18 protein-coding genes are annotated in these 18,851 nt (G+C 67.8%); 1 reads left to right on the forward strand and 17 read right to left on the reverse strand.

Translation table 11 applies throughout. The annotated features are described in order from the left end of the window. Nucleotides 1–3: 3 nt before the first annotated feature. From cheB to FHT98_RS04360, 10 genes are all read right to left on the reverse strand, one after another. Nucleotides 4–1,107 carry a chemotaxis-specific protein-glutamate methyltransferase CheB gene (gene cheB, locus FHT98_RS04315; RefSeq protein ID WP_142112663.1) on the reverse strand — a complete coding sequence of 368 codons (1,104 nt, stop codon included), beginning with the start codon at nucleotides 1,105–1,107 and terminating at the stop codon, nucleotides 4–6. After that, complete coding sequence (locus tag FHT98_RS04320; protein WP_061966743.1) at nucleotides 1,107–1,700, reverse strand: hypothetical protein; 594 nt, start codon at nucleotides 1,698–1,700, stop codon at nucleotides 1,107–1,109. The genes cheB and FHT98_RS04320 overlap by 1 nt, the downstream gene beginning before the upstream one ends. Next, entirely contained in the window at nucleotides 1,697–2,575 is an 879-nt protein-coding gene (locus FHT98_RS04325) for a CheR family methyltransferase (protein WP_244492787.1), read from the reverse strand. Before FHT98_RS04325 ends, FHT98_RS04320 begins: the two co-directional genes overlap by 4 nt. Nucleotide 2,576: 1 nt before the next feature. After that, on the reverse strand, nucleotides 2,577–4,385 hold the full coding sequence (locus FHT98_RS04330; RefSeq protein ID WP_142112665.1) for a methyl-accepting chemotaxis protein: 1,809 nt from the start codon (nucleotides 4,383–4,385) through the stop codon (nucleotides 2,577–2,579). 65 nt (nucleotides 4,386–4,450) lie between these two features. Further along, nucleotides 4,451–4,963, reverse strand: coding sequence for a chemotaxis protein CheW (locus tag FHT98_RS04335; protein WP_082617344.1), 513 nt, complete (start codon nucleotides 4,961–4,963; stop codon nucleotides 4,451–4,453). Continuing rightward, a complete protein-coding gene (locus FHT98_RS04340) occupies nucleotides 4,960–7,263 on the reverse strand; it encodes a chemotaxis protein CheA (RefSeq protein ID WP_142112668.1) in 2,304 nt (767 codons plus the stop codon). Before FHT98_RS04340 ends, FHT98_RS04335 begins: the two co-directional genes overlap by 4 nt. 10 nt (nucleotides 7,264–7,273) lie before the next feature. Continuing rightward, complete coding sequence (locus FHT98_RS04345; protein WP_091856406.1) at nucleotides 7,274–7,633, reverse strand: response regulator; 360 nt, start codon at nucleotides 7,631–7,633, stop codon at nucleotides 7,274–7,276. 5 nt (nucleotides 7,634–7,638) lie between these two features. Further along, nucleotides 7,639–7,920: an STAS domain-containing protein gene (locus FHT98_RS04350; RefSeq protein ID WP_061966737.1), complete on the reverse strand. Its 282-nt coding sequence runs from the start codon at nucleotides 7,918–7,920 to the stop codon at nucleotides 7,639–7,641. A 123-nt stretch (nucleotides 7,921–8,043) separates the two neighbouring features. Then, nucleotides 8,044–8,511: a response regulator gene (locus FHT98_RS04355; RefSeq protein ID WP_061966736.1), complete on the reverse strand. Its 468-nt coding sequence runs from the start codon at nucleotides 8,509–8,511 to the stop codon at nucleotides 8,044–8,046. A 56-nt stretch (nucleotides 8,512–8,567) separates the two neighbouring features. Continuing rightward, nucleotides 8,568–10,040 (reverse strand): methyl-accepting chemotaxis protein, encoded by a 1,473-nt coding sequence (locus FHT98_RS04360; protein ID WP_142112670.1) that lies wholly within the window; start codon nucleotides 10,038–10,040, stop codon nucleotides 8,568–8,570. Between the two features lie 248 nt (nucleotides 10,041–10,288). Here FHT98_RS04360 and FHT98_RS04365 point away from each other — a divergent pair, with 248 nt between their 5' ends. Continuing rightward, nucleotides 10,289–11,035: a superoxide dismutase gene (locus FHT98_RS04365; RefSeq protein WP_142112672.1), complete on the forward strand. Its 747-nt coding sequence runs from the start codon at nucleotides 10,289–10,291 to the stop codon at nucleotides 11,033–11,035. A gap of 58 nt (nucleotides 11,036–11,093) precedes the next feature. Here the strand turns inward: FHT98_RS04365 and FHT98_RS04370 are convergent, their stop codons facing one another. From FHT98_RS04370 to FHT98_RS04400, 7 genes are all read right to left on the reverse strand, one after another. Continuing rightward, a complete protein-coding gene (locus FHT98_RS04370) occupies nucleotides 11,094–12,314 on the reverse strand; it encodes an MFS transporter (RefSeq protein ID WP_142112674.1) in 1,221 nt (406 codons plus the stop codon). A 152-nt stretch (nucleotides 12,315–12,466) separates the two neighbouring features. Continuing rightward, nucleotides 12,467–13,168, reverse strand: coding sequence for an orotate phosphoribosyltransferase (locus FHT98_RS04375; protein WP_091856401.1), 702 nt, complete (start codon nucleotides 13,166–13,168; stop codon nucleotides 12,467–12,469). Then, nucleotides 13,165–14,460: a Zn-dependent hydrolase gene (locus FHT98_RS04380; RefSeq protein ID WP_142112676.1), complete on the reverse strand. Its 1,296-nt coding sequence runs from the start codon at nucleotides 14,458–14,460 to the stop codon at nucleotides 13,165–13,167. The genes FHT98_RS04375 and FHT98_RS04380 overlap by 4 nt, the downstream gene beginning before the upstream one ends. Continuing rightward, nucleotides 14,457–15,428 carry a dihydroorotate dehydrogenase gene (locus FHT98_RS04385; RefSeq protein ID WP_142112678.1) on the reverse strand — a complete coding sequence of 324 codons (972 nt, stop codon included), beginning with the start codon at nucleotides 15,426–15,428 and terminating at the stop codon, nucleotides 14,457–14,459. Before FHT98_RS04385 ends, FHT98_RS04380 begins: the two co-directional genes overlap by 4 nt. Beyond that, entirely contained in the window at nucleotides 15,425–16,270 is an 846-nt protein-coding gene (locus FHT98_RS04390) for a dihydroorotate dehydrogenase electron transfer subunit (RefSeq protein WP_142112680.1), read from the reverse strand. The genes FHT98_RS04385 and FHT98_RS04390 overlap by 4 nt, the downstream gene beginning before the upstream one ends. 7 nt (nucleotides 16,271–16,277) lie before the next feature. After that, nucleotides 16,278–17,525: an MFS transporter gene (locus FHT98_RS04395; protein ID WP_091856397.1), complete on the reverse strand. Its 1,248-nt coding sequence runs from the start codon at nucleotides 17,523–17,525 to the stop codon at nucleotides 16,278–16,280. 390 nt (nucleotides 17,526–17,915) lie between these two features. Then, complete coding sequence (locus FHT98_RS04400; protein WP_061969187.1) at nucleotides 17,916–18,812, reverse strand: helix-turn-helix domain-containing protein; 897 nt, start codon at nucleotides 18,810–18,812, stop codon at nucleotides 17,916–17,918. Between the last annotated feature and the right edge of the window lie 39 nt (nucleotides 18,813–18,851).

Below are 18,851 nucleotides of genomic sequence, written 5' to 3' on the forward strand. Positions count from 1 at the left end.
TCCTTACGCGGTGCGCAGGTTCGGCCTCTCGCCGATCAACTGGCTAACCGCGGTACCAATCTGGGTAAGCGGAACGACCCGCTCGGTCGCTCCCAGTTCATAGGCCGCTTTCGGCATCCCGTTTACCACGCAGGTCTCACCGCTTTGGATTAACGTCTCGGCGCCGGCTTTGCGCATGGCTAACAAACCGTCTGCGCCGTCGCGCCCCATGCCGGTGAGCAGGATCCCGACCGCGTGGCTGCCGGCGCTGCGCGCCACCGAATGGAACATCACGTCGACCGACGGCGAGTGGCCGCTGACCAGCGGCCCCTCGCGCAGTGCGCAGACGAATTCGCCGCGCCGCTCCTCGATCTCGAGATGGCGCGAACCACCGGGCGCCACCACCGCCATCCCTGGCTTCAGCCTGTCGCCGTCGACGGCCTCATGGACATCGAGACCGGTCGCGGTAGCGAGCCGGGCCGCGAATTTCGCCGTATAGCCCGGCGGCATGTGCTGCACCACGACGATCGGCAACCTGAGCGGCGCGAGATCCCGCATCACCGTCTGCACGGCCGGAACGCCGCCGGTCGAGGCGCCGATCGCGATCAGCGAGGTCTTGCCGGCGCGGGCTGGCTCGCGCGGCGAGGGCGCGGCAGGGCGGGCGGGCACGGCGGCCTGGGCCACCTGCCGTGCGGCGGCGAGCATCTTGCGGCTGGCCGCAGCGCGCTGCAGCGCTGCGACGAGATGCTTCATGAAGCCATCGAGCGTATGGGTCGTGCCATCGGGCTTCTCGATGAAGTCGATGGCACCGAGCTCCAGCGCCTGAATGGTGTTGTCGGCGCCCGGCCCGCCGAAGGCCGAGACGATCAGCACCGGCAGCGGATCCTGCTTGAGGACGCGCGCCAGGAGCTTGAGGCCGTGACGGCCCGGCAGTTCGAGATCAAGCGTCACGACGTCGGGCCGCAGCTCCTGGATCGCGTCCCAGCCCTCTTCGGCGCTGCCCGCGACGCCGATCACCTTGAAGCCCGGCGCGGAGTCGATGATCTGCGTCATCAGCTTCTGCATCAGGATGGAATCGTCGACGACGAGGACCTTGACCGGAGTGGCGGAGGATAGCGGCATGTTCATCACCAGACCTCCACTTCACCGGCCACCGGCTGCGTCTTGAGCCGGTTGAGATAGGCGATTTCCTGCTCGTGGCCGCTGTCGCGCGCCGTGGGCTGGACGTGCTGCACCCAGGCCCGGCCCGTCGAAGGCTGGTAATGGATGCGCCGCGAGCGCGTCCCGCCGACATCGCGCGAGACCACCGGGATGCCCTCGACCTTCAGGAACTCGTTGACGAAGGCGATGTTGCCGTCGCCGATCGCCAGCATCGTCGCGCCCGAGAGCACGCGCGCACCGCCGAACACCTTCGCCTCGAAATTGTTGCGCTTGGCGCCGCGCTTGAGCAGGTCGTTGATCAGCACTTCCATGGCGGTATCGCCATAGCGCTCGCCGGCGCTCGGATCGGCATTGCCGTTGTTCTTCGGCAGCAGGAAGTGGTTGAGGCCGCCGACGCCGGCAACCGGATCGCGCATGCAGACCGAGACGCAGGAACCGAGCACCGTCGCCACGATCTCGTCCTTGGCGGAGGTGATCTCGTGCTCGCCCGGCGCGACCGTGATGATCGTCGCCTGGAAACGCGGATCGAAATAACGGCGGGAGGACCGTGAAACGCTCATGCGGTCCTCTCGTAGATGGTACGGCCGATCAGGCGCAGCTTCGGATGCGGTTGCGGCAGCGATTCCGAATGCCCGAGATAGAGGAAGCCGCCGGGCGCCAGCAGCGCCACGAAACGGTCGAGGATCGAGGCCTTGGTCTGCGTGTCGAAATAGATGAAGACGTTGCGGCAGAAGATCACGTCGAACGGGCCGCTCATCGGCCATTTCTCGATCAGGTTCAGCCGCTTGAAGGCGATCATGCGGCGCAGTTCCTCGACGATGCGGGCCTCGCCCCGCCCTGCCCCGCCTTCGAGCTTGAGCAAGGGCTTCACATCGCCCGGCAGGCGCTCGAACAGCTCCGCCGGATAGAGGCCGGCCTCGGCCCGCACCAGGATATCGGTATCGATATCGGTCGCCAGGATCTTGAAATCGACATCGCTGCGCGGACCCATCACGTCGCGGCAGGAAGCGGCGATCGAATAGGGCTCCTCGCCGGACGAGCAGGCGGCCGACCAGATGCGTATTCGGCCGCGCCGCCCACCCCGCTCCTGCAGCAGGCGCGGCATCACATCCTTGCGCAGATGGTCGAAATGGTGGCGCTCGCGGAAGAAGGCGGTGTGGTTGGTCGTCACCGCATTGATCAGCTCCGGCAGCTCGCCCGCCGCCTGCGGGGTCTTGAGGAAGGCGCAGTATTCGGCAACCGAACCCATGCCGAGCGCCTTGACGCGCCGTGCCAGCCGCCCGCGCGTCATCGCTTCCTTGTGCTCGCGGATGACGATGCCGGCCTGCTCATAGACCAGCGTCGCAATGAACTTCATGTCGTCGCGCGTCAGCGTGACATCGGCCATGCCGGGCTGGATCATGGCAAAGGGATTCGACGAGGCAGGTCTGGTCATCTCAAATCCCCGTGCGGCCGCCGGCGGCGGCGCGGCGATGCTGTGGCTGCGGCATCGTCCGCGGCGGCTGCGCAGCGGCCGGGGCGCGGCGCGGCGGCAGCGCGCCGCCGACCGCGGCATGGCCGCCGCTGAATGCTTCGATCGTGGCATGCAGCGCCGCTGCCCGGTCGGCGAGCTCGACAGCCGCCGCGGCGCTGCGCTCGGCCAGGGCGGCGTTCTGCCTGACACCCTTGTCCATCTTCGCCACACTCCGGCCCATCTCGCCGGCGCCCTGCGCCTGTTCGGCCGCTGCCGTGGAAATCTCTGAAACCGTTGTCGCGACCTTGCCCGCGGCAGTGACGATGCGTTCCAGCGCCGTGCCGGTCTCGCGGACGAAGCCGACGCCCTCCGCGACCTGCCCGTTCGACGAGGCGATCAGCCCCTTGATGTCCTTGGCGGCCCCCGCCGAGCGCTGCGCCAGCGACCGCACCTCGGAGGCGACCACCGCGAAACCCCTGCCGGCATCGCCGGCGCGCGCCGCCTCGACGGCGGCGTTCAACGCCAGCAGATTGGTCTGGAAGGCGATCTCGTCGATCACCCCGACAATCTCGGAAATCTTCAGTGACGAGCTTTCGATCCGCTCGATCGCCGCGACAGCGCGGGTGACGACGCCCTGCCCCTGCTGCGCGACGCTCATCGTCTCGCCGGCGAGCTCGCCGGCCTCGCGGGTGCGGATGCTGCTGCGCCCGACGGAGGCCGCGACCTGTTCGGCTGCCGCAGAGGCTTCACCGAGCTCTGCAACCGCCCGCCCGGCTCCCGCTGCAAGCTCCGTCGTCACGGCATCGACCTCGGCTGCGACATGCGAAACCCGGCCCGCGCTGTCGCGAAGGGTCGCAAGCGTCGCGCCGACATGTCCGAAGGCGTCGTTGAGGCTGTCCTGAAGGAAACCGAGACTGCCCTGGCTGGTCACCGGAACGTGCCGGTTGAAATCGCCTTGAGCCACCCCGGCGACAGCATGGGCCATCTCGTCGAGCGTGCCTTCGAGCGCGGCGTTGATCCGATTCAGGCCTTTGACCGCATGGCCGAGCGGCAGCGGCTGCCCGTCCGACGACAGGCGGCGGGAAAAGTCGCCGGCCTCGGCCGCCTCGACCAGTTCCACGATCTCGGCCGCGAGCTTGAGATCCCCGGTCATCTCGCGCCATTCCACGGCGGTGCCGAGGCTGCGGCCATCGCTGCGCACCATGGCCGTCAAGGTCAGGCAGATCGTGCGACGGCCGAGCGTCAGGCGCACTGGCTGGCCGCCGACCGGCTGGTGCTCGCCCTGCACGCGCTCCATGACGCGGCCCAGCATGTCCTTGGCCGAGCAACCCGGAAAGGCGGCGCGAAAATCCTCCTGCGCCTCGCCGAAGAAGCGCAGCAGCGCCTTGCTGACATAGACCACCCGGCCATCGGGATCGCAGAGCATGACGCTGGCGCGACCCTGATCGAGCGCGACGCGCAGCCTTTCGGCTTCCTGGCCCTGCTCGCGAATGGCTGCGAGCGCGCGCGACAGTTCCGCGCCCTCACCCGATCCGGATGTGTCGGGAAGCGTGACCTCGCCGCCTTCGGCCAGGCGCGCCGCAGCCGCCGCGCTGCGCGCGAGCGGACGGGCCGCGCCCCAGGCGGCAAAGCCGCCGAGCAATGCGACGCCCGCAACAGCGGCGGCACCCAGCGCGGGAGCGCCGGCCAGTGCCGCATAGGACGCCACGCTGCCGGCGAGCGCCGCCGAACCGGCGGCGAGCAGCGGTTGGCTGACCGAGAGACGTGAGAAGGGGCCGAGCGCGCTGCCCATAGGGGTCGATCGTTTCTTGTTCTCGCCCGCTTTTGAACGCTACGCTCGGGCTGGTCTCGAAAAGGTCAGGCGGCCCGGCTGGTCTTGATCTGGGCCTCGGCGCCGCCGTCGCGGATCACCGCCGCAAGGTCGAGCAGCGCGACGATGTCGGTGTCGAGCAGGACGAGGCCTTCGATCAGGCCGTGCTCGTCACGTTCCAGCTCCGGAGCCGGGCGCACCGCGCTGACCGGCACATCGACGATGTCCGAGACCGAGTCGACCAGCAGGCCGGCGGTCTTGTCCTCGACATCGACGACCACGATGACATGGGTCGCGGTGGCGTCGGTGGCACCAAGCCCGATCGCGGTGCGCAGATCGTAGACCGCGAGGATGACGCCGCGCAGGTTGAGCACGCCGCGCACATGCGGGGCCGCATGCGGCAGCGGCGTCGTCGCCTGCCAGCCCTTGATCTCGCGAACCATGCCGACATCGATGCCGAAGGTGCGATCGCCGACCTTGAAGGTCACGATGCGGCGCGCCGCCGATTCCGGCTGCGCCGACGAGAAGTGCTTTTCGCCGAGTTGGAGGCTCATGGTCATCCAGCCATCTTGAGGTCAGATTGGGGGGAGCGGCTGGCGGAAGCGGCCAGCCGCAGCATCGAGTCGATATCCAGGATCAGGGCGACGAGGCCGTCGCCGAGGATCGTCGCCGCCGAGGCACCGTTGACCGCGCCGTAATTGGCCTCGAGGCTCTTCACGACGACCTGCTGCTGGCCGACGATCTCGTCGACGGCGATGCCGACATTGTTGCCGCGCTCGGTCTCGGCGATGATGACGATGTTCTCGTTGGTGGTGCCCATCGAACCCATCACGTCGCCGAGCCGGTAGAGCGGCGTGACCTCGCCGCGCCAGCGCAGCACCTCCTGGCCGAAGGGCAGACGCTCGATCGGCGTCGAGGCGAGATGCTGCGTCTCGATCACCGAGGCGATCGGGATGACATAGCGGTCGTCGCCGCAGCGGATCACCATGCCTTCGAGCACAGCGAGCGTCAGCGGCAGGGCGAGCGTGAACTTGCAGCCCCGGCCCGGCTCGGAATCGACGCTGATACGCCCGCCGAGCGATTCGACGTTGCGGCGCACCACGTCCATGCCGACGCCGCGCCCCGACACGTCGCTGATGACTTCGGCCGTCGACAGGCCGGCGGCGAAGATGAGCTGGTCGATCTCCTCCGGCTGCAGCCGCTCGTCGGCACCGACGAGGCCGCGCGAGCGTGCCTTGGCGAGCAGTCGGTCGCGGCCGATGCCACGCCCGTCATCGGTGACGGAGATGACGATGCGGCCGGCGCGATGCTCGGCGATGAGCCTGATCGTGCCCTCGCGCGGCTTGCCGGCCGCGATGCGCTCGTCAGGCGTCTCCAATCCGTGATCCATCGAATTGCGGATCATATGGGTCAGCGGATCGGCGAGCTCTTCGATGATCGTCTTGTCGACCTCGGTGTTCTCGCCTTCGAGCACGAGACGCACTTCCTTGCCCAGCGTCTGGGCGAGCTCGCGCACCAGCCGTGGCATGCGCTGGAACACGGCCTTCACCGGCTGCGCCCGCACGGCCATGACATGGTCCTGCAGCTCCCGTGTCTGGCGCGACAGGGTCAGCATGCCCTCGGCGGTCTTGGCGTGGACGTCGTAGGGCAGCGAGCGCACGCATTCGACCAGCATCGACTGGGTAATGACGATCTCGCCGACGAGGTTCATCAGCTTGTCGATGCGGTCGAGATCGACGCGCACGCTGACCGCCTGGCGCTGGCGTGCGGAGGCATCGGGGGCAGCCGGAGCACGCGGCGCGGCGCGGGCGACCGCCGGCTCGGCGGCGACGACCGGAGCAGCGACGGCAACCGGGGCCGGCTCGGGCTTGATATCGGGCTCGTTCGCCGCTTCCGGTGCCGGGCCGAGCATGGCCAGGATCGCCGAGAGGTCGGCGGCAACCGCGCTGGAGACTTCGGGCTCAGCCGCCTCCGGCCCGCTCGCCGGAAGTGCCTCAGTCACGGCCTCCTCGGCGAAGGCGATCTCGAATTCCTCGTTCGCCAGGCTGAAGTCGAAGCGGCCATGCAGGTCCTCGACCGACAATTCGGTGCGCAAGACCACGTCGAAGCGCAGCCAGCAATCGCTGACATCGAGGCTTTCCAGCGGCGGCACCTGGCTCAGGTCGCAACGGATCGAAACGATGTCGGCGGCCGGCAGCGAGCCGAGCACGACACGCGGCTCGATCACCCGGCGGAACAGGTCCGTTTCCGGCGCGATGCGCAACTGCACGTCGCGGCCTGGCTTGCCCGCGACAGGGGCAGACGCTGCAGCGGGCTCGTCGTCCCAGCCATCGTCGGCGGCAGCGGCCGGCGCCGCCGTCTTCGCCTCGACCATCGCGAGCAGGTTCCCGAGCGCGGCGATGCCGATGGGTGCGTCGTTGTCGGCGGCAGGAGCTACCGGATCAGAAGCGGGAGGTGGCGGCGCGGCGATGGGCGCCTGCGGCTCCTTGCCGACCTGCTCGAGCGCGGCCAGCAGATCCGGCCGCTCGGTCGCGGGCTCATCGTTGCGGGCGGCCGAGACGAGATCGGCAACGGCATCGGCGCAGCGCAGGAACAGGGTGAACGGCGCATCCTCGACGGCGACGCGGCCGGACCTCAGATGGTCGAGCGAGGCCTCGAAGACATGCGCGAAACCGACCAGCTCCGTGCAGCCGAAGGCGCCGGCCCCACCCTTGATCGAGTGAATGGCGCGGAAGGCGGCATTGACGTCCTCGGGATCGACGGAGCCCTCGTCGAGGGCCTGGAGCTTCTGCTCCAGCGCGCCGAGGAGTTCTTCGCATTCCTGGAAGAAGGTCTGCTTGAGTTCTGCCAACGGATCCATCGGCCGACCTTCAGTTCTGGTAGCGCGCGACGAGGCCGAGCAGCGTGTTGGGTTCGAAAGGTTTGACCATCCAGGCGCTGGCGCCGGCGCGGCGGCCTTCCGCCTTGATCTCGGCGCCGTTCTCCGTGGTCAGCACGATGATCGGCGTGTTCTGCCCGGCCGGGCGCGAGCGGCAGGCACGGGTGAACTCGATGCCGTCCATGATCGGCATGTTCAGGTCAGTGATCACGAGATCGGGCTTGAACTGCTCGAACTTGTTGAGGCCGTCCTCGCCGTTCTCGGCCTCGGCCACCTCATGGCCGGCATTGCGCAGCGTCAGGCTAAGCAGACTGAGCAAAGTCTTGGTATCGTCGATCGCCAGGATTTTCATGCCTGTCACTCCAGAACGAGAGCGCTGTGAGCGGCATCGAAGCCGATCGCCCGCAAGGATTCGCGGCATTCCTCGGAAGCCGCCTTGAGCGTGACCGAAAGCCCCCGCGCGGCGGCGCTGGTGGCTGCGGAATGAAGAAGCTGGATCCAGAGGCTGGGCAAGGCTCCCGCCTCGGCGCATTCGACGGCGATGCTTTCCCGCTGTTCCAGTGCCACCAGAAGCTGGTTGCGGAACGTCGCAGCCTCGGAGCGGCCGAGGAAAGGGGGAAGCGAGACGGTGATGAGCATGGAGGGCGACCCAGGATTGCGCCTGGAGCATCGCGGCAAACTGGTAAAAACTTCGCTAAATAGGGACGCGCCTATCAATATTCTTGGCGCTTTCGTGGCAATTGCGGTGCGCAGCCACGAGCGTCAGAACATGTTGTTGCTGATCGCGCGCGGCACCAGCGTGATCTTGCCCGTCGCCTCCCGGTACTTTCGCGGCACGTTGATGACACCCGACAGGTGAAGCCAGAGATTGTTGGGCGAGATCGGCTTGGTGATGATCTCATGCGCGCCGAGCTTTGCGGCCTGGACGACCGAGCGCCTGTCCGGCCGCTCCATCATCACCAGCACCGGCGCCTTGGCGAAGGGCGAGGTCTTGAACGAGCGGATCGCCGCCAGGCACTTGATGCTGTTGCCCTCGGGCATGTCCCAGTCGAGGATGACGATGTTCGGCTGCTTCTGGATGAAGGTCGAAGCCGCCGACGAGAGGTCGGCCGCCTCGAAGATGCGGTTGAGCTGCGCCTGATACAGCATCGTGCGCACGATGCGGCGGTAATGCGGGCTCGGATCGATGAGCAGAACCGACAGGTTGGGGAAGGATGGCGCGATATGCATGGCGCTGACTCGGGAACTCGCTCACTCAACTCGACAGGGCAGACACGGACGAAGCTTTAAACCTTGAGGCCGAAGCGGAAGGCACCCCAGTGCCGGCCCTTGACCATGATCGGCGCCGACAGGTCCTCCATCACCAGGAACTGCCCCCCGCCCATGTCGCGTCGGTAGCTCTGCAGCAGGAAGGGCTTGCGGTTGCGGGCGGCGGCGAGGCCGGTCCGGTCGTCGAAGATCCGCCGGTTCCGGCAATTGGCGTTGTTCCAGACCGGATCGGAGCCCTGGGCCTGCGCATATTTGCGGTTATGCGTCGGCAGGAAACCGTTGCGGTCCACCGCCGCGCAGAACACGATCCGCCCGTTCGAGGTCAGAAGCTCCTCCTGCAGCGGCGGCAGCAGTCGGTCGGTCAAGGCGACGAAACGGGTCATGTGCTGGACCGGATCCGAGCCCGGAATTGGCCGGTAGGTCTCGTCGAACAGCTCGGCGAGCCCGATCTCTCCGCGCGCCAGCGCCCCCTCGAACAACCCGCTGATCCGGCTGGCCGTCTCCATGACGGTCGCGATCAGTTCCGACTGCGCCGTCCGCACGCCCGAGGCCGCGATCGAGCCGAGGATGCCCTCGCTGATCGCGACCAGCGCCTCGGTGCGCTGCCCCGCCTGCTCGAGATTGTCGGTGGACGCATCGACCCCGGCCACGAGGCCGGCGAGGTCCTGTCCGGCCTTGGCGCAGGCCTCGGCATTCTCCCGGGTCGGGCGTGATACGGCCTCGATCTCGCCGATCAGTTCGACGACGGAGCGGCCGAAGCTGTCGAACTCGCCGATCTGCAGCGAGATAGTCTGGCTGCCCGCCTGCGCGCGCTGCGCCGTCTGCGCGTTCTCCTGGCTGCGCCGGGCGACGGCATCGACCGCCTTGACCAGCAGGTCGAGTTGCGCGGCGCTCGCCGCCGTCGCCGCGCGGGTCTGCTCGGCAAGCGCCTTCACGGCGGCGGCGATCACAGCGAAGCCCTTGCCGGCCTCGCCGCTGCGCGCCGCCTCGACGCCGGCATTGATCGACAGGAGCTGGATCTCGCGGGTGATCGACTGGATCGCGTCGCTCGACGCCCGCGCCTTGTGCGCGTCGCCGACGGCCTGCGCCAGCACCTGCGACATCGACTGGGCTTCCTGCGACAGCGTCTCGATGTCGGCCTGCGCTGCATTGAGACCGAGCCGCACCGACTTGGTCACGCGCTCGAGGCCGTTGCGGACACCGGACGCGGCAGCCTGCGCACCCTCGGCCGCCTGCCGGATCGCATTGTTCGCCTGCGACACTTGCTCGACCGCGCCGACCACCCGACGCAGCCCCGCCGTCTGCTGGTCGAACTGTTGCGTCACGTCGCCGACGCGCCCGGCGATATCGGTGATCTCGGCACTGAGCTTGCCGAAACGGGCGGCAATTTCGCGCACCGCGCGCTCCGCACCGACCCCTGTCGGCTCGCCGGCAAAGTCCTGCCCTGCCTCGTCAACGGGCAGGTCGAGCTTGCGAGCCAGTGCATGCATGGCGGGGCGCCCCTTCAACCCGGGAGGATTTCTTACCAGAACCGTAGAGAAACGCGGTAAATCGCCGGTTAAGAGCGCGATCGGACGGTTTACCACTTTCGATATACGCGCCGGGATTGTGATATTGCCCTTGGGTCAACTGCCGGGCACGGCCATGCTATAGCTGCAGAGATCGACGGCGGACCCGCAACGGGAAACGCGCGTTGAGCAGGAAGCCAACACGCCAAAACGCTTTCCGGAGGATTCCCATGACCGCAGTTTCCGCCGTCTCCCGCCGTGGCCTCATCGGCCTCGGAGCCGCCGCATTCGCCGTCGTCGCCGCGCCGAGGGTCTGGGCGCAGGCGGCAGCGCCGGCAGCCCCAACCGGCCCGTTCTCGCTGCCGAAGCGCGCCTATGAGGCCAATGCGCTCGAGCCACATATCGACGCGGCGACGATGGACATCCACTACAACCGGCACCATGCCGCCTATGTCGCCGCGCTGAACAACGCCGCCAAGGACAATGGCGCCCTCGCCAAGGCTTCGGTCGCAGAGCTGATCGCCGATCTCGGCCAGCTCCCGGAGAGCATCCGCACCCTCGTCCGCAACAATGGTGGCGGCCATGCCAATCACAGCATGTTCTGGGAGGTGATGGGGCCGGGTGCCGGCGGCGCTCCCACCGGCGACGTCGCCGCCGCGATCACCCGCGACCTCGGCGGCTTCGACAAGTTCAAGACGGATTTCGAGGCGGCGGGTCTGCGCGTCTTCGGCTCCGGCTGGGTCTTCGTCACCGTCGACAAGGCCGGGAAGCTCGCCCTGCTCGGCAAGCCGAACCAGGACAGCCCGATCATGGACAAGCAGATGGTCCTGCTCGGCAACGACGTCTGGGAGCACGCCTATTACCTGAAGTACCAGAACCGCCGCGCCGACTATCTCAAGGGCTGGTGGAACGTGGTCGACTGGAAGAAGGTCAACGAGCGCTATGCCGCCGCCAAAGCCGGCAAGCTCGCGCTCTGAGGGGCATTGCCCTTAGCGTCATGCTCGGGTCCAACCCGAGCGTGACGACGCAAGCCGCCTAATGCCCGACCCTGGCGCCCCGCGTGCCCTCGCTCAGCCGCGGCAGGAACCAGGCGAGCAGGCCCATCAGCGGAATGAACGAGCAGATCTTGTAGACCATCTCGATGCCGAGAATGTCGGCGAACTCGCCGAGTAGCGCCGCCGCGAGCCCGCCGAGCCCGAAGGACAGCCCGTAGAAGAAGCCGCCGACCAGTCCGACGCGGCCGGGCAGCAATTCCAGCGCATAGATCAGGATCGCGGCGAAGGCGCTCGACATGATCAGGTTGATCAGGATCGTCAGCACGCCGGTCCAGAACAGGTCGGCATAGGGCAGGATCAGCGTGAACGGCAGCGCGCCCAGGATCGAGAACCAGATGATCTTGTTGCGGCCGATCCGGTCGCCCAGCATGCCGCCGGCCAATGCGCCCACCGCCGAGGAGCCGAGGAACAGGAACAGCATCACCTGCGAATTCTGCACGGAGATGCCGAACTTGCCGATCAGGTAGAAGGTGTAGAACGAAGTGAAGCTCGCCGAATAGGCGTTCTTCGAGAACAGCAGGATGATCAGGATGGTGATCGCGAAGGCGACGGAGCGCTTGCCCGGACGGACCGGTGCCGCAGCCGCTGCGGCCTTCGGGGGCCTCGCCTTGTCGAGCCGCGCATAGCTCGCGGCAGTCCAGACCATCAGCATCATCGCGACCAGCGCGGCGACCGAGAACCAGGCGAGGCTGCCCTGCCCGCGCGGCACGATGACGAAGGCCGCCAGCAGCGGCCCGAGCGCCCCGCCGGTCTGCCCGCCGACCTGGAAGATGCCCTGCGCCAGCCCGTGCTGGCCGCCGGAGGCGTTACGCGCCATCCGCGTCGCCTCGGGATGGAAGATCGAGGAGCCGATGCCGACGCAGGCCGCCGAGAGCAGCAGGAAGCCGTAGCTGCCGGCATAGGCGAGCCCGATCAGGCCGGCGAGCGTGAAGCCCATGCCGACCACCATCGAATAGGGCATCGGGTGCTTGTCGGTGTAGAGCCCGACCGCCGGCTGCAGCAGCGAGGCCGAGACTTGGAAGGTCAGCGTGATCAGGCCGATCTGGCCGAAATCGAGCCGGTAGGATTCCTTGATGATCGGATAGATCGCCGGGATCAGCGACTGGATCATGTCGTTGAGCAGATGCGTGAAGCTCAGCGCGATCAGCACCGGCATCATGGCGCGTTGCGGCAGGGAGGCGATCGGCGCGCTGACGGTCATCTGGGCTTAGTCCCGCGGCGTCTCCGGCAGGCCGATTCCTGCCTCGTGACGCGGTTGAAGGCTCTAGATGATCGCCGGCCCGCGCACAATTTCATAAGCCGGCGTCACGGCATTGCACTCACCGCATGGGCCGGCGGCCTGCCGCCCTCCTCTCAGAGGCGCGGCGTCAGGCTGGCACGGCCACCATGGCGCATCGACCAGGCAACGGGATCGGCGAGGAAGCGCTCGATCTCGGCGCGATCCTCGCGCGCCAGCCGATTCTCGTCGTCGGCGGCGAGCACATCGGCCCAGGTCGCCAGCGCATGCAGGCTCAGTCCCGCCTCGGTCAGGCGCTCGCCGGCTCCGGGGAAGGCGTCATGATAGAAGATCGTCAGCACGTCGCCGACATCGGCCCCCGCCGCGCGCAGGCCGCGCACGAAATTGAGCTTGCTCGCGCCATCGGTGGTCAGATCGTCCATCAGGAGGACGCGCAAGCCATCGACCGGCCCGCCCTCGACCTGGGCATTGCGGCCGACGCCGAGCGGGCGCTTGCGGACATAGCGCAGCTTCAGGTCCAGCGCATCGGCAAGCCAGGCGGCGAAGGGAATGCCGGCCGTCTCCGCACCGACGACCGCATCGAAGCCGCCATCCGGAAAGCCTGCGCGGAGATGCCTAGCCGCCAGTTCGGTGACCGCGCGGCGCAGGTCCGGTTCGCCGAGCAACAGGCGGACATCGACATAAACCGGGCTCGCCCAGCCGGCCGCCAGCACGAAGGGCTGCTGCCGGCTGACATGGACGGCGCCGGCGCGCAGCAGCAGCCGCGCGACCGCGTGGCTGATCTCCCGCTCGGGGCGGATCGCCTGAGTGACCGTCATCGCACCGCCTCCCGGATCGCTGCCCGCATCACCGCGATGCCGGCCAGGAGATCGTCGATCTCCATCGCCTCGTGCGGGTTGTGCGAGCCGTGCTCGTTTCGCACGAAGAGCATGGCGCTGGGAATGCCGGCATTGGCGAAAACCGCCGAGTCGTGCCCTGCCCCGCTCGGAATCTCCTCGTCCGGCAGGCCGAGATCGCGCGCCGCGGTCTTCAGCCTGGCGATCCAGCCGGCATCCATCACGGCGGGCTCGGCCTCCAGCCGGCGGTCGAGCTTGAAGTCCACGCCGCGCTCCTCGCCGATCATCCCGCATTCCGAAAGGAAGAGGTCGTAGAAGGCCTCCAGCGTCTCGCGGCTCTGGCTGCGCACCTCGAAGGAGAAGTTCACCCGGCCGGGAATGCGCGCGATGGCATGCTCCTGCGGATCGGTGCCGAACACGCCGGAGGTCACGACGACGTCGCGACCACGCTCCAGCAACGTGCGCCAATGTCGGTCGAGATGGGTGATGAGCTCGGCCGTGGCGAAGACGGCATCGCGCCTGAGCCAGCGCGGCACCGCGCCGGAATGGCCGGCCTCGCCGACGCATTCCACCGTGCGATGCCTGATATTGCCCCTGATGCCGGTGACGATGCCGACAGGCAAATCCCGCGCGACCAGCACCGGCCCCTGCTCGATATGCAGTTCGATCCAGGCGAAGACCGCGGTGGGATCGAGCAATGGCTCACCCTTGCTCACGCGGCCCATGTCGACGCCGACATCGGCCATGCATTGCGCCAGCGTGCGCCCGGCCCTCGCATCCTTCACCGCGAGATCGGCGGCCGAGAGTTTCCCGAACAGCGCGCTCGAACCCATATAGGCCCGGCCGAAGCGCGAACTTTCCTCGCCGCGCAGGCCGTAGACCTTGATCGTCCGACGCGGCACGAAACCCTCGGCCCGGAAGCCCGCGATGACGGCGAGCCCGGCGATGACGCCGGCCGCGCCGTCGAAATTCCCGCCCTGCGGCACGGAGTCGAGATGCGAGCCGCAGGCGAGGAAGGGCAAGTCCGGCTCGCTGCCTTCCAGCGTCATCACGAGATTGGCCCCGGCATCGCGCTCGGTCGCGAGGCCCAATTCGCGCGCCCGCGCCTCGACGATGTCGAGCGCCTCGCTCTCCTTGGGGCCATAAGCCTCGCGGGTGATGCCGATGCCGTCCCCGGTCGCCTGTTTCAGCGCATCGAACAATGCCTCGGCCAGCGCCCGGTCCTCGGCATTCCCCGCAAAGCCGTTCGGGCGTTCGATCGCGGCGACGCTCATGACACCGGGTCCAGCCAGGAGAGCTCGGGCTCGTCCGCCTCCTCGATCACGACACCGCGTATCAGGTCGGCGGCGCGCGGGATTTCGCGATGCAGGCAGAATGTCTCCAGCCCGTCGATGATCGTCGTCATCGCTGCCGGCTGCAGGAAGGTCGCGGTGCCCACCTGCACGGCGGTGGCGCCGGCGAGCATGTATTCGATCGCGTCCTCGGCGGTCGAGATGCCACCGCAGCCGATCACCGGGATCGATACTGCCTTGGCGCATTGGAAGACCTGGCGCAGCACGATCGGCTTGATCGCGGGCCCGGACAGCCCGCCCATGATGTTGCCGAGGCAGGGCTTGAAGGTCTTGAGGTCGATCGCCATCGACAGGATGGTGTTGGCGACGACCACGGCATCCGCCCCCGCAGCTTCCGCCGCGCGCGCCACCTCCGGCACGTCGCCGGTATTGGGCGTGAGCTTGACCCAGAGCGGCAGCTTGGTCGCCCGGCGCAGTTCGCGCGTCACCTTTTCCGTCGACTCCGCCCGCATCGCGAAGGCCTTGCCGTCCTCCTCGATATTCGGACAGGAAATATTGGCCTCGATCGCGGCGATGCCGGGGATCGAGAGTTCGGCTGCGAGGCTGGCGAAACCTTCCGCCGTCGGCGCCGAGATCGAGACGACGAGCGGCGTGTCATAGGCCGCGTAATGCGGCATCGTCTTCTCGATGAAATAGGGCACGCCCTTGGAGGGGATGCCGATCGCGTTGATCAGGCTGCCGGGCCGCTCGACCACGCGCGGCAGCGGATTGCCGGCGCGCAGTTCGCGGGTGATCGTCTTGGTGACGAAGGCGCCGAGCCGGTTGAAGTCCATCACCTTCTCCAGCCCCTCGGCGAAGGTGCCCGAGGCCGGCATGACGGGATTGCGCAGGGTGAGCCCGCCGACCTTCACCGAGAGATCGATCGCAGGCCTCACGGCGGCGGCGTTCATGGCAGCGCCTCCATCAGGTCGAAGACCGGCCCGTCCCAGCAGACGCGGCGGTTGACGATCTCGCCATCGACGTTGAAGTCGCGCACGCAGCAATAGCAAAGGCCGATACCGCAGGCCATTTGCTGCTCCATCGCAACCTGTCCGGACAGGCCGAATTCGCGGGCGAGACGCTGCTGCACGCGCATCAGGCGGCTCGATCCGCAGGTGAAGAAGGCGTCGCAGCGCCCCTCGGCGATCTCGCGGCGCAGGATTCGCTCGACATTGGCCGGGCCGCTCGTCTGCTCGGAATCGGTGACCGCGATGACCTCCGCGCCTTTGCTCCGGAACAGATCGACCGAGACCAGCAATTCCGGCCGCCTTGCGCTGAGGATGGCGGTGACCTTGATCCCCTTCGCCTTCGCCGCGGCGGCGAGCGGTGCGAGCGTCGCAAGCCCCGCCCCGCGCCCGACGGCGATGATATGGCTCATGCTCTCGTCCAGCGTGAAGCCGGTGCCGAGCGGGCCCATGATGTCGAGGCTGTCGCCCGGCTCGAGCGTATCGAGGCCGCGCGTGCCCGCCCCGGTGACCTTGTAGAGGAACTCGACCTGGCGCTTCTCCGGATCGGCGCCATAGAGGCTCATCGGCCGGCGCAGGAAGGGCTGCTCGCCGACCGGATGCGGGCAGAGCAACTGGAAGAACTGGCCGGGCTGCGCCGCAGCCGCCTTCTCGCTGCAATCGAGCACGAGATGGCGGTATTCGGCATTGACCGCCACGTGGCGCACGACCCGTGCCAGCTCGGCGACGATGCTCGGCTTCCAGCCGGCGGAACACCCGCCGGCCGCGATGATGGGCTGCTGGCTCATGCCTGCCTCACGTCAGTTCCGCGCCGCGCTTCTCCGGGATGAGGAGCCACATGGCGAGGAGATCGAGGATGTAGAGGGCGGCGAGCAGCGCGATGGCGGTCTGGAAGCCATAAGCCGCCGCGATCGCGCCGACTACGACCGGGCCGAAGCCGCCGACGCCGCGGCCGATGTTGAACAGCACGTTCTGGGCGGTGGCGCGCGCCGCCGTCGGGAAGAGCTCGCTGATCAGCGCGCCATAGCCGCCGAGCATGCCGTTGACGAAGAAGCCCATCACCGCGCCGGCGACCAGCAATTGCATCGGATCGGTCAGGCGCGAATAGACCACGACCATCACGGCGGCGCCGATCATGTAGCCGAAGAAGGCCGGGCGCCGGCCGATGCGGTCGGCGATATGGCCGAAGGCGAAGATGCCGAGCGCCATGCCGCCGATGGTCACCGCCGTCCACACCGCCGATTGGGTCAGCGCGAAGCCGAACCGCGTGGCGAGGTAGTTCGGCAGCCAGATCATCACGCCGTAATAGCCGAAGTTCTGGACCGAGCAGAGGATGACCATGCCGAGGCTGAGCTTGGCGGTCTCGCGATCCTTGACCAAGAGGCGCAGCGCCGATTCCTTCGGCCGGTCCTTGGAGCGGGCGACGAAGACCTCGGGCTCGTGCAGGGAGTGGCGGATGAAATAGGCCGCGACCGCCGGCAGGATGCCGATGGCGAACATGCCGCGCCAGCCGATCGTGGGCAGCAGGATCGGGGTGGCTATTGCCGCGGCGAGCACGCCGACCTGCCAGCCGAGGCCGACATAGGAGGAGGCACGCGCCCGCTTCGAGGCCGGCCAGGCCTCGGCGACGAGCGCCATGCCGATGCCGAACTCGCCACCGAGCCCGAGGCCGGCGATGGTGCGGTAGATCAGCAGGTCCCAGTAGCCCTGCGCCAAGGCGCACATGCCGGTGAAGACGGCGAAGAGGACGATGGTCCAGGTCAGCACGCGGACGCGGCCGATGCGGTCCGAGAGCATGCCGAAGCCGATGCCGCCGAGCACGGCGCCGACCAGCGTCGCGGTGACCAGCGAGGCGGCCTGGGCCTGGCTGAGCTGGAGGTCGGCCGAGATCGCCCGCAGCATGAAGCCCAGGATCAAGAGGTCGAACCCGTCCATCGCATAGCCGATCGCCGCACCCCACAAGGCCTTGCGCGCCTTGCCGTCGACCTCGGTCGGGCCGGAGCCCTCGATCGAGCCCGCGCTCGATGCCTGGATATCGCTCATGATGACGTCCCCTTTTGTTGTCTCGAACCGTCGCCGGGCACCGGAAAACAGTGAGCCGGCGGACGCGCGCGCGTCCGCCCCTGCGCAGATCATGCTCAATGAGTTCGGGCCTCGGGCCCTCATTCTCGGGGCGCTTTGCGCGCCGCTTGGTGGTCCTGGGCTCCGGCCCCGCCACGAGAATTCTGAAAGCCGCCGGACCATAGCCGCGCCCGGCGCCATGCGAATCTGTCGCACAGCTTAATCTCAATTACAAGATCAAATCTCAATTTTGCGACAGGAGGAATATGCGGCGTCTACCGGAAACCTCCGGTTCTTTTCCACGCGAGTCATCCCGGACGCAGCGAAGCGGAGACCCGGGATGACCCGCGTGTTTCGGTGCAAATCGGAAAATCAGCCCAGCGCGATACCCGACCGCTCGACCACCGCCCGCAGCGCGGCGCCGGCCTCGCCGCCCTTGCGGGCGCGGCTCCAGAGATCTTCGCTCAACTGCTCGTAGAGACGCACCGGCTGCTCGTCGGCGGTCAGCATGGCGATGCCGGAGCGGACATTCGGCAGTTCCCCGCCCAGCCGATACGGGCTCAGGCCGAGCAGCGTCCGTTCCTCGCTGCGGAAGAGCTGGAAGGTGATATTGGGCAGCGTTTCCTCGATCAGGCCGATCTGCACACCCATCGGCTCGGCCTCGATCAGCGCGATCAGGTGCTCGACCTCGTGGCGGGCGGCACGGCGCCGGCGCGCCTGCTCCTCCGGCGGCAGGCTGAAACGGCCGACGATGCCGAGCTTCAGCCAGCGCTCGATCTCCAGCACATTGACGAAGTTGACGACGCTGAGCCGCCGGCGCTTCCGGGTCGCCTTGCGCTCGTCGAGGATTGCGATGATCGCGTCGATCTCGGCCACAGCCCCGTCGCGGTCGGCGAGATGGGCCGGCAGGGCCTCGATCAGGGTCGCCCGGAGGAAGTCCGAATAAGCCGCCGAGGTCAGCAGATAGGAGAGCGGCGGGAAATGCGCCACGACCTGGTCGGACTGCTCCTCGATCTGCCGCATGCGCTCGAAATAGCTGACCGGGCTCGAATAATACTCGACGCCGGCCCCGAGCAGCGACGCGACCGTCGTCTCCAGCACGGCAGCCAGCCGTTCCAGCGTCTCGATCTTGACGACGCCGCCGCTCTCGATCCGGTAGACGGCCGCCCGCGAAATTCCCAGGCTCTCCGCGACATCCTCCGCCGGAAGCCCACGCCCCAGCCGATAGGCCTTGAGGCGCTTGCCAATCTCATCGAAGCGGATGGACATCGGGCCTCTCGCAGGGCAATCGAATCTCAAAATTTAGAT

The organism is Allobosea sp. AK1 (assembly GCF_006714945.1).
Taxonomy (GTDB): domain Bacteria; phylum Pseudomonadota; class Alphaproteobacteria; order Rhizobiales; family Beijerinckiaceae; genus Allobosea; species Allobosea robiniae.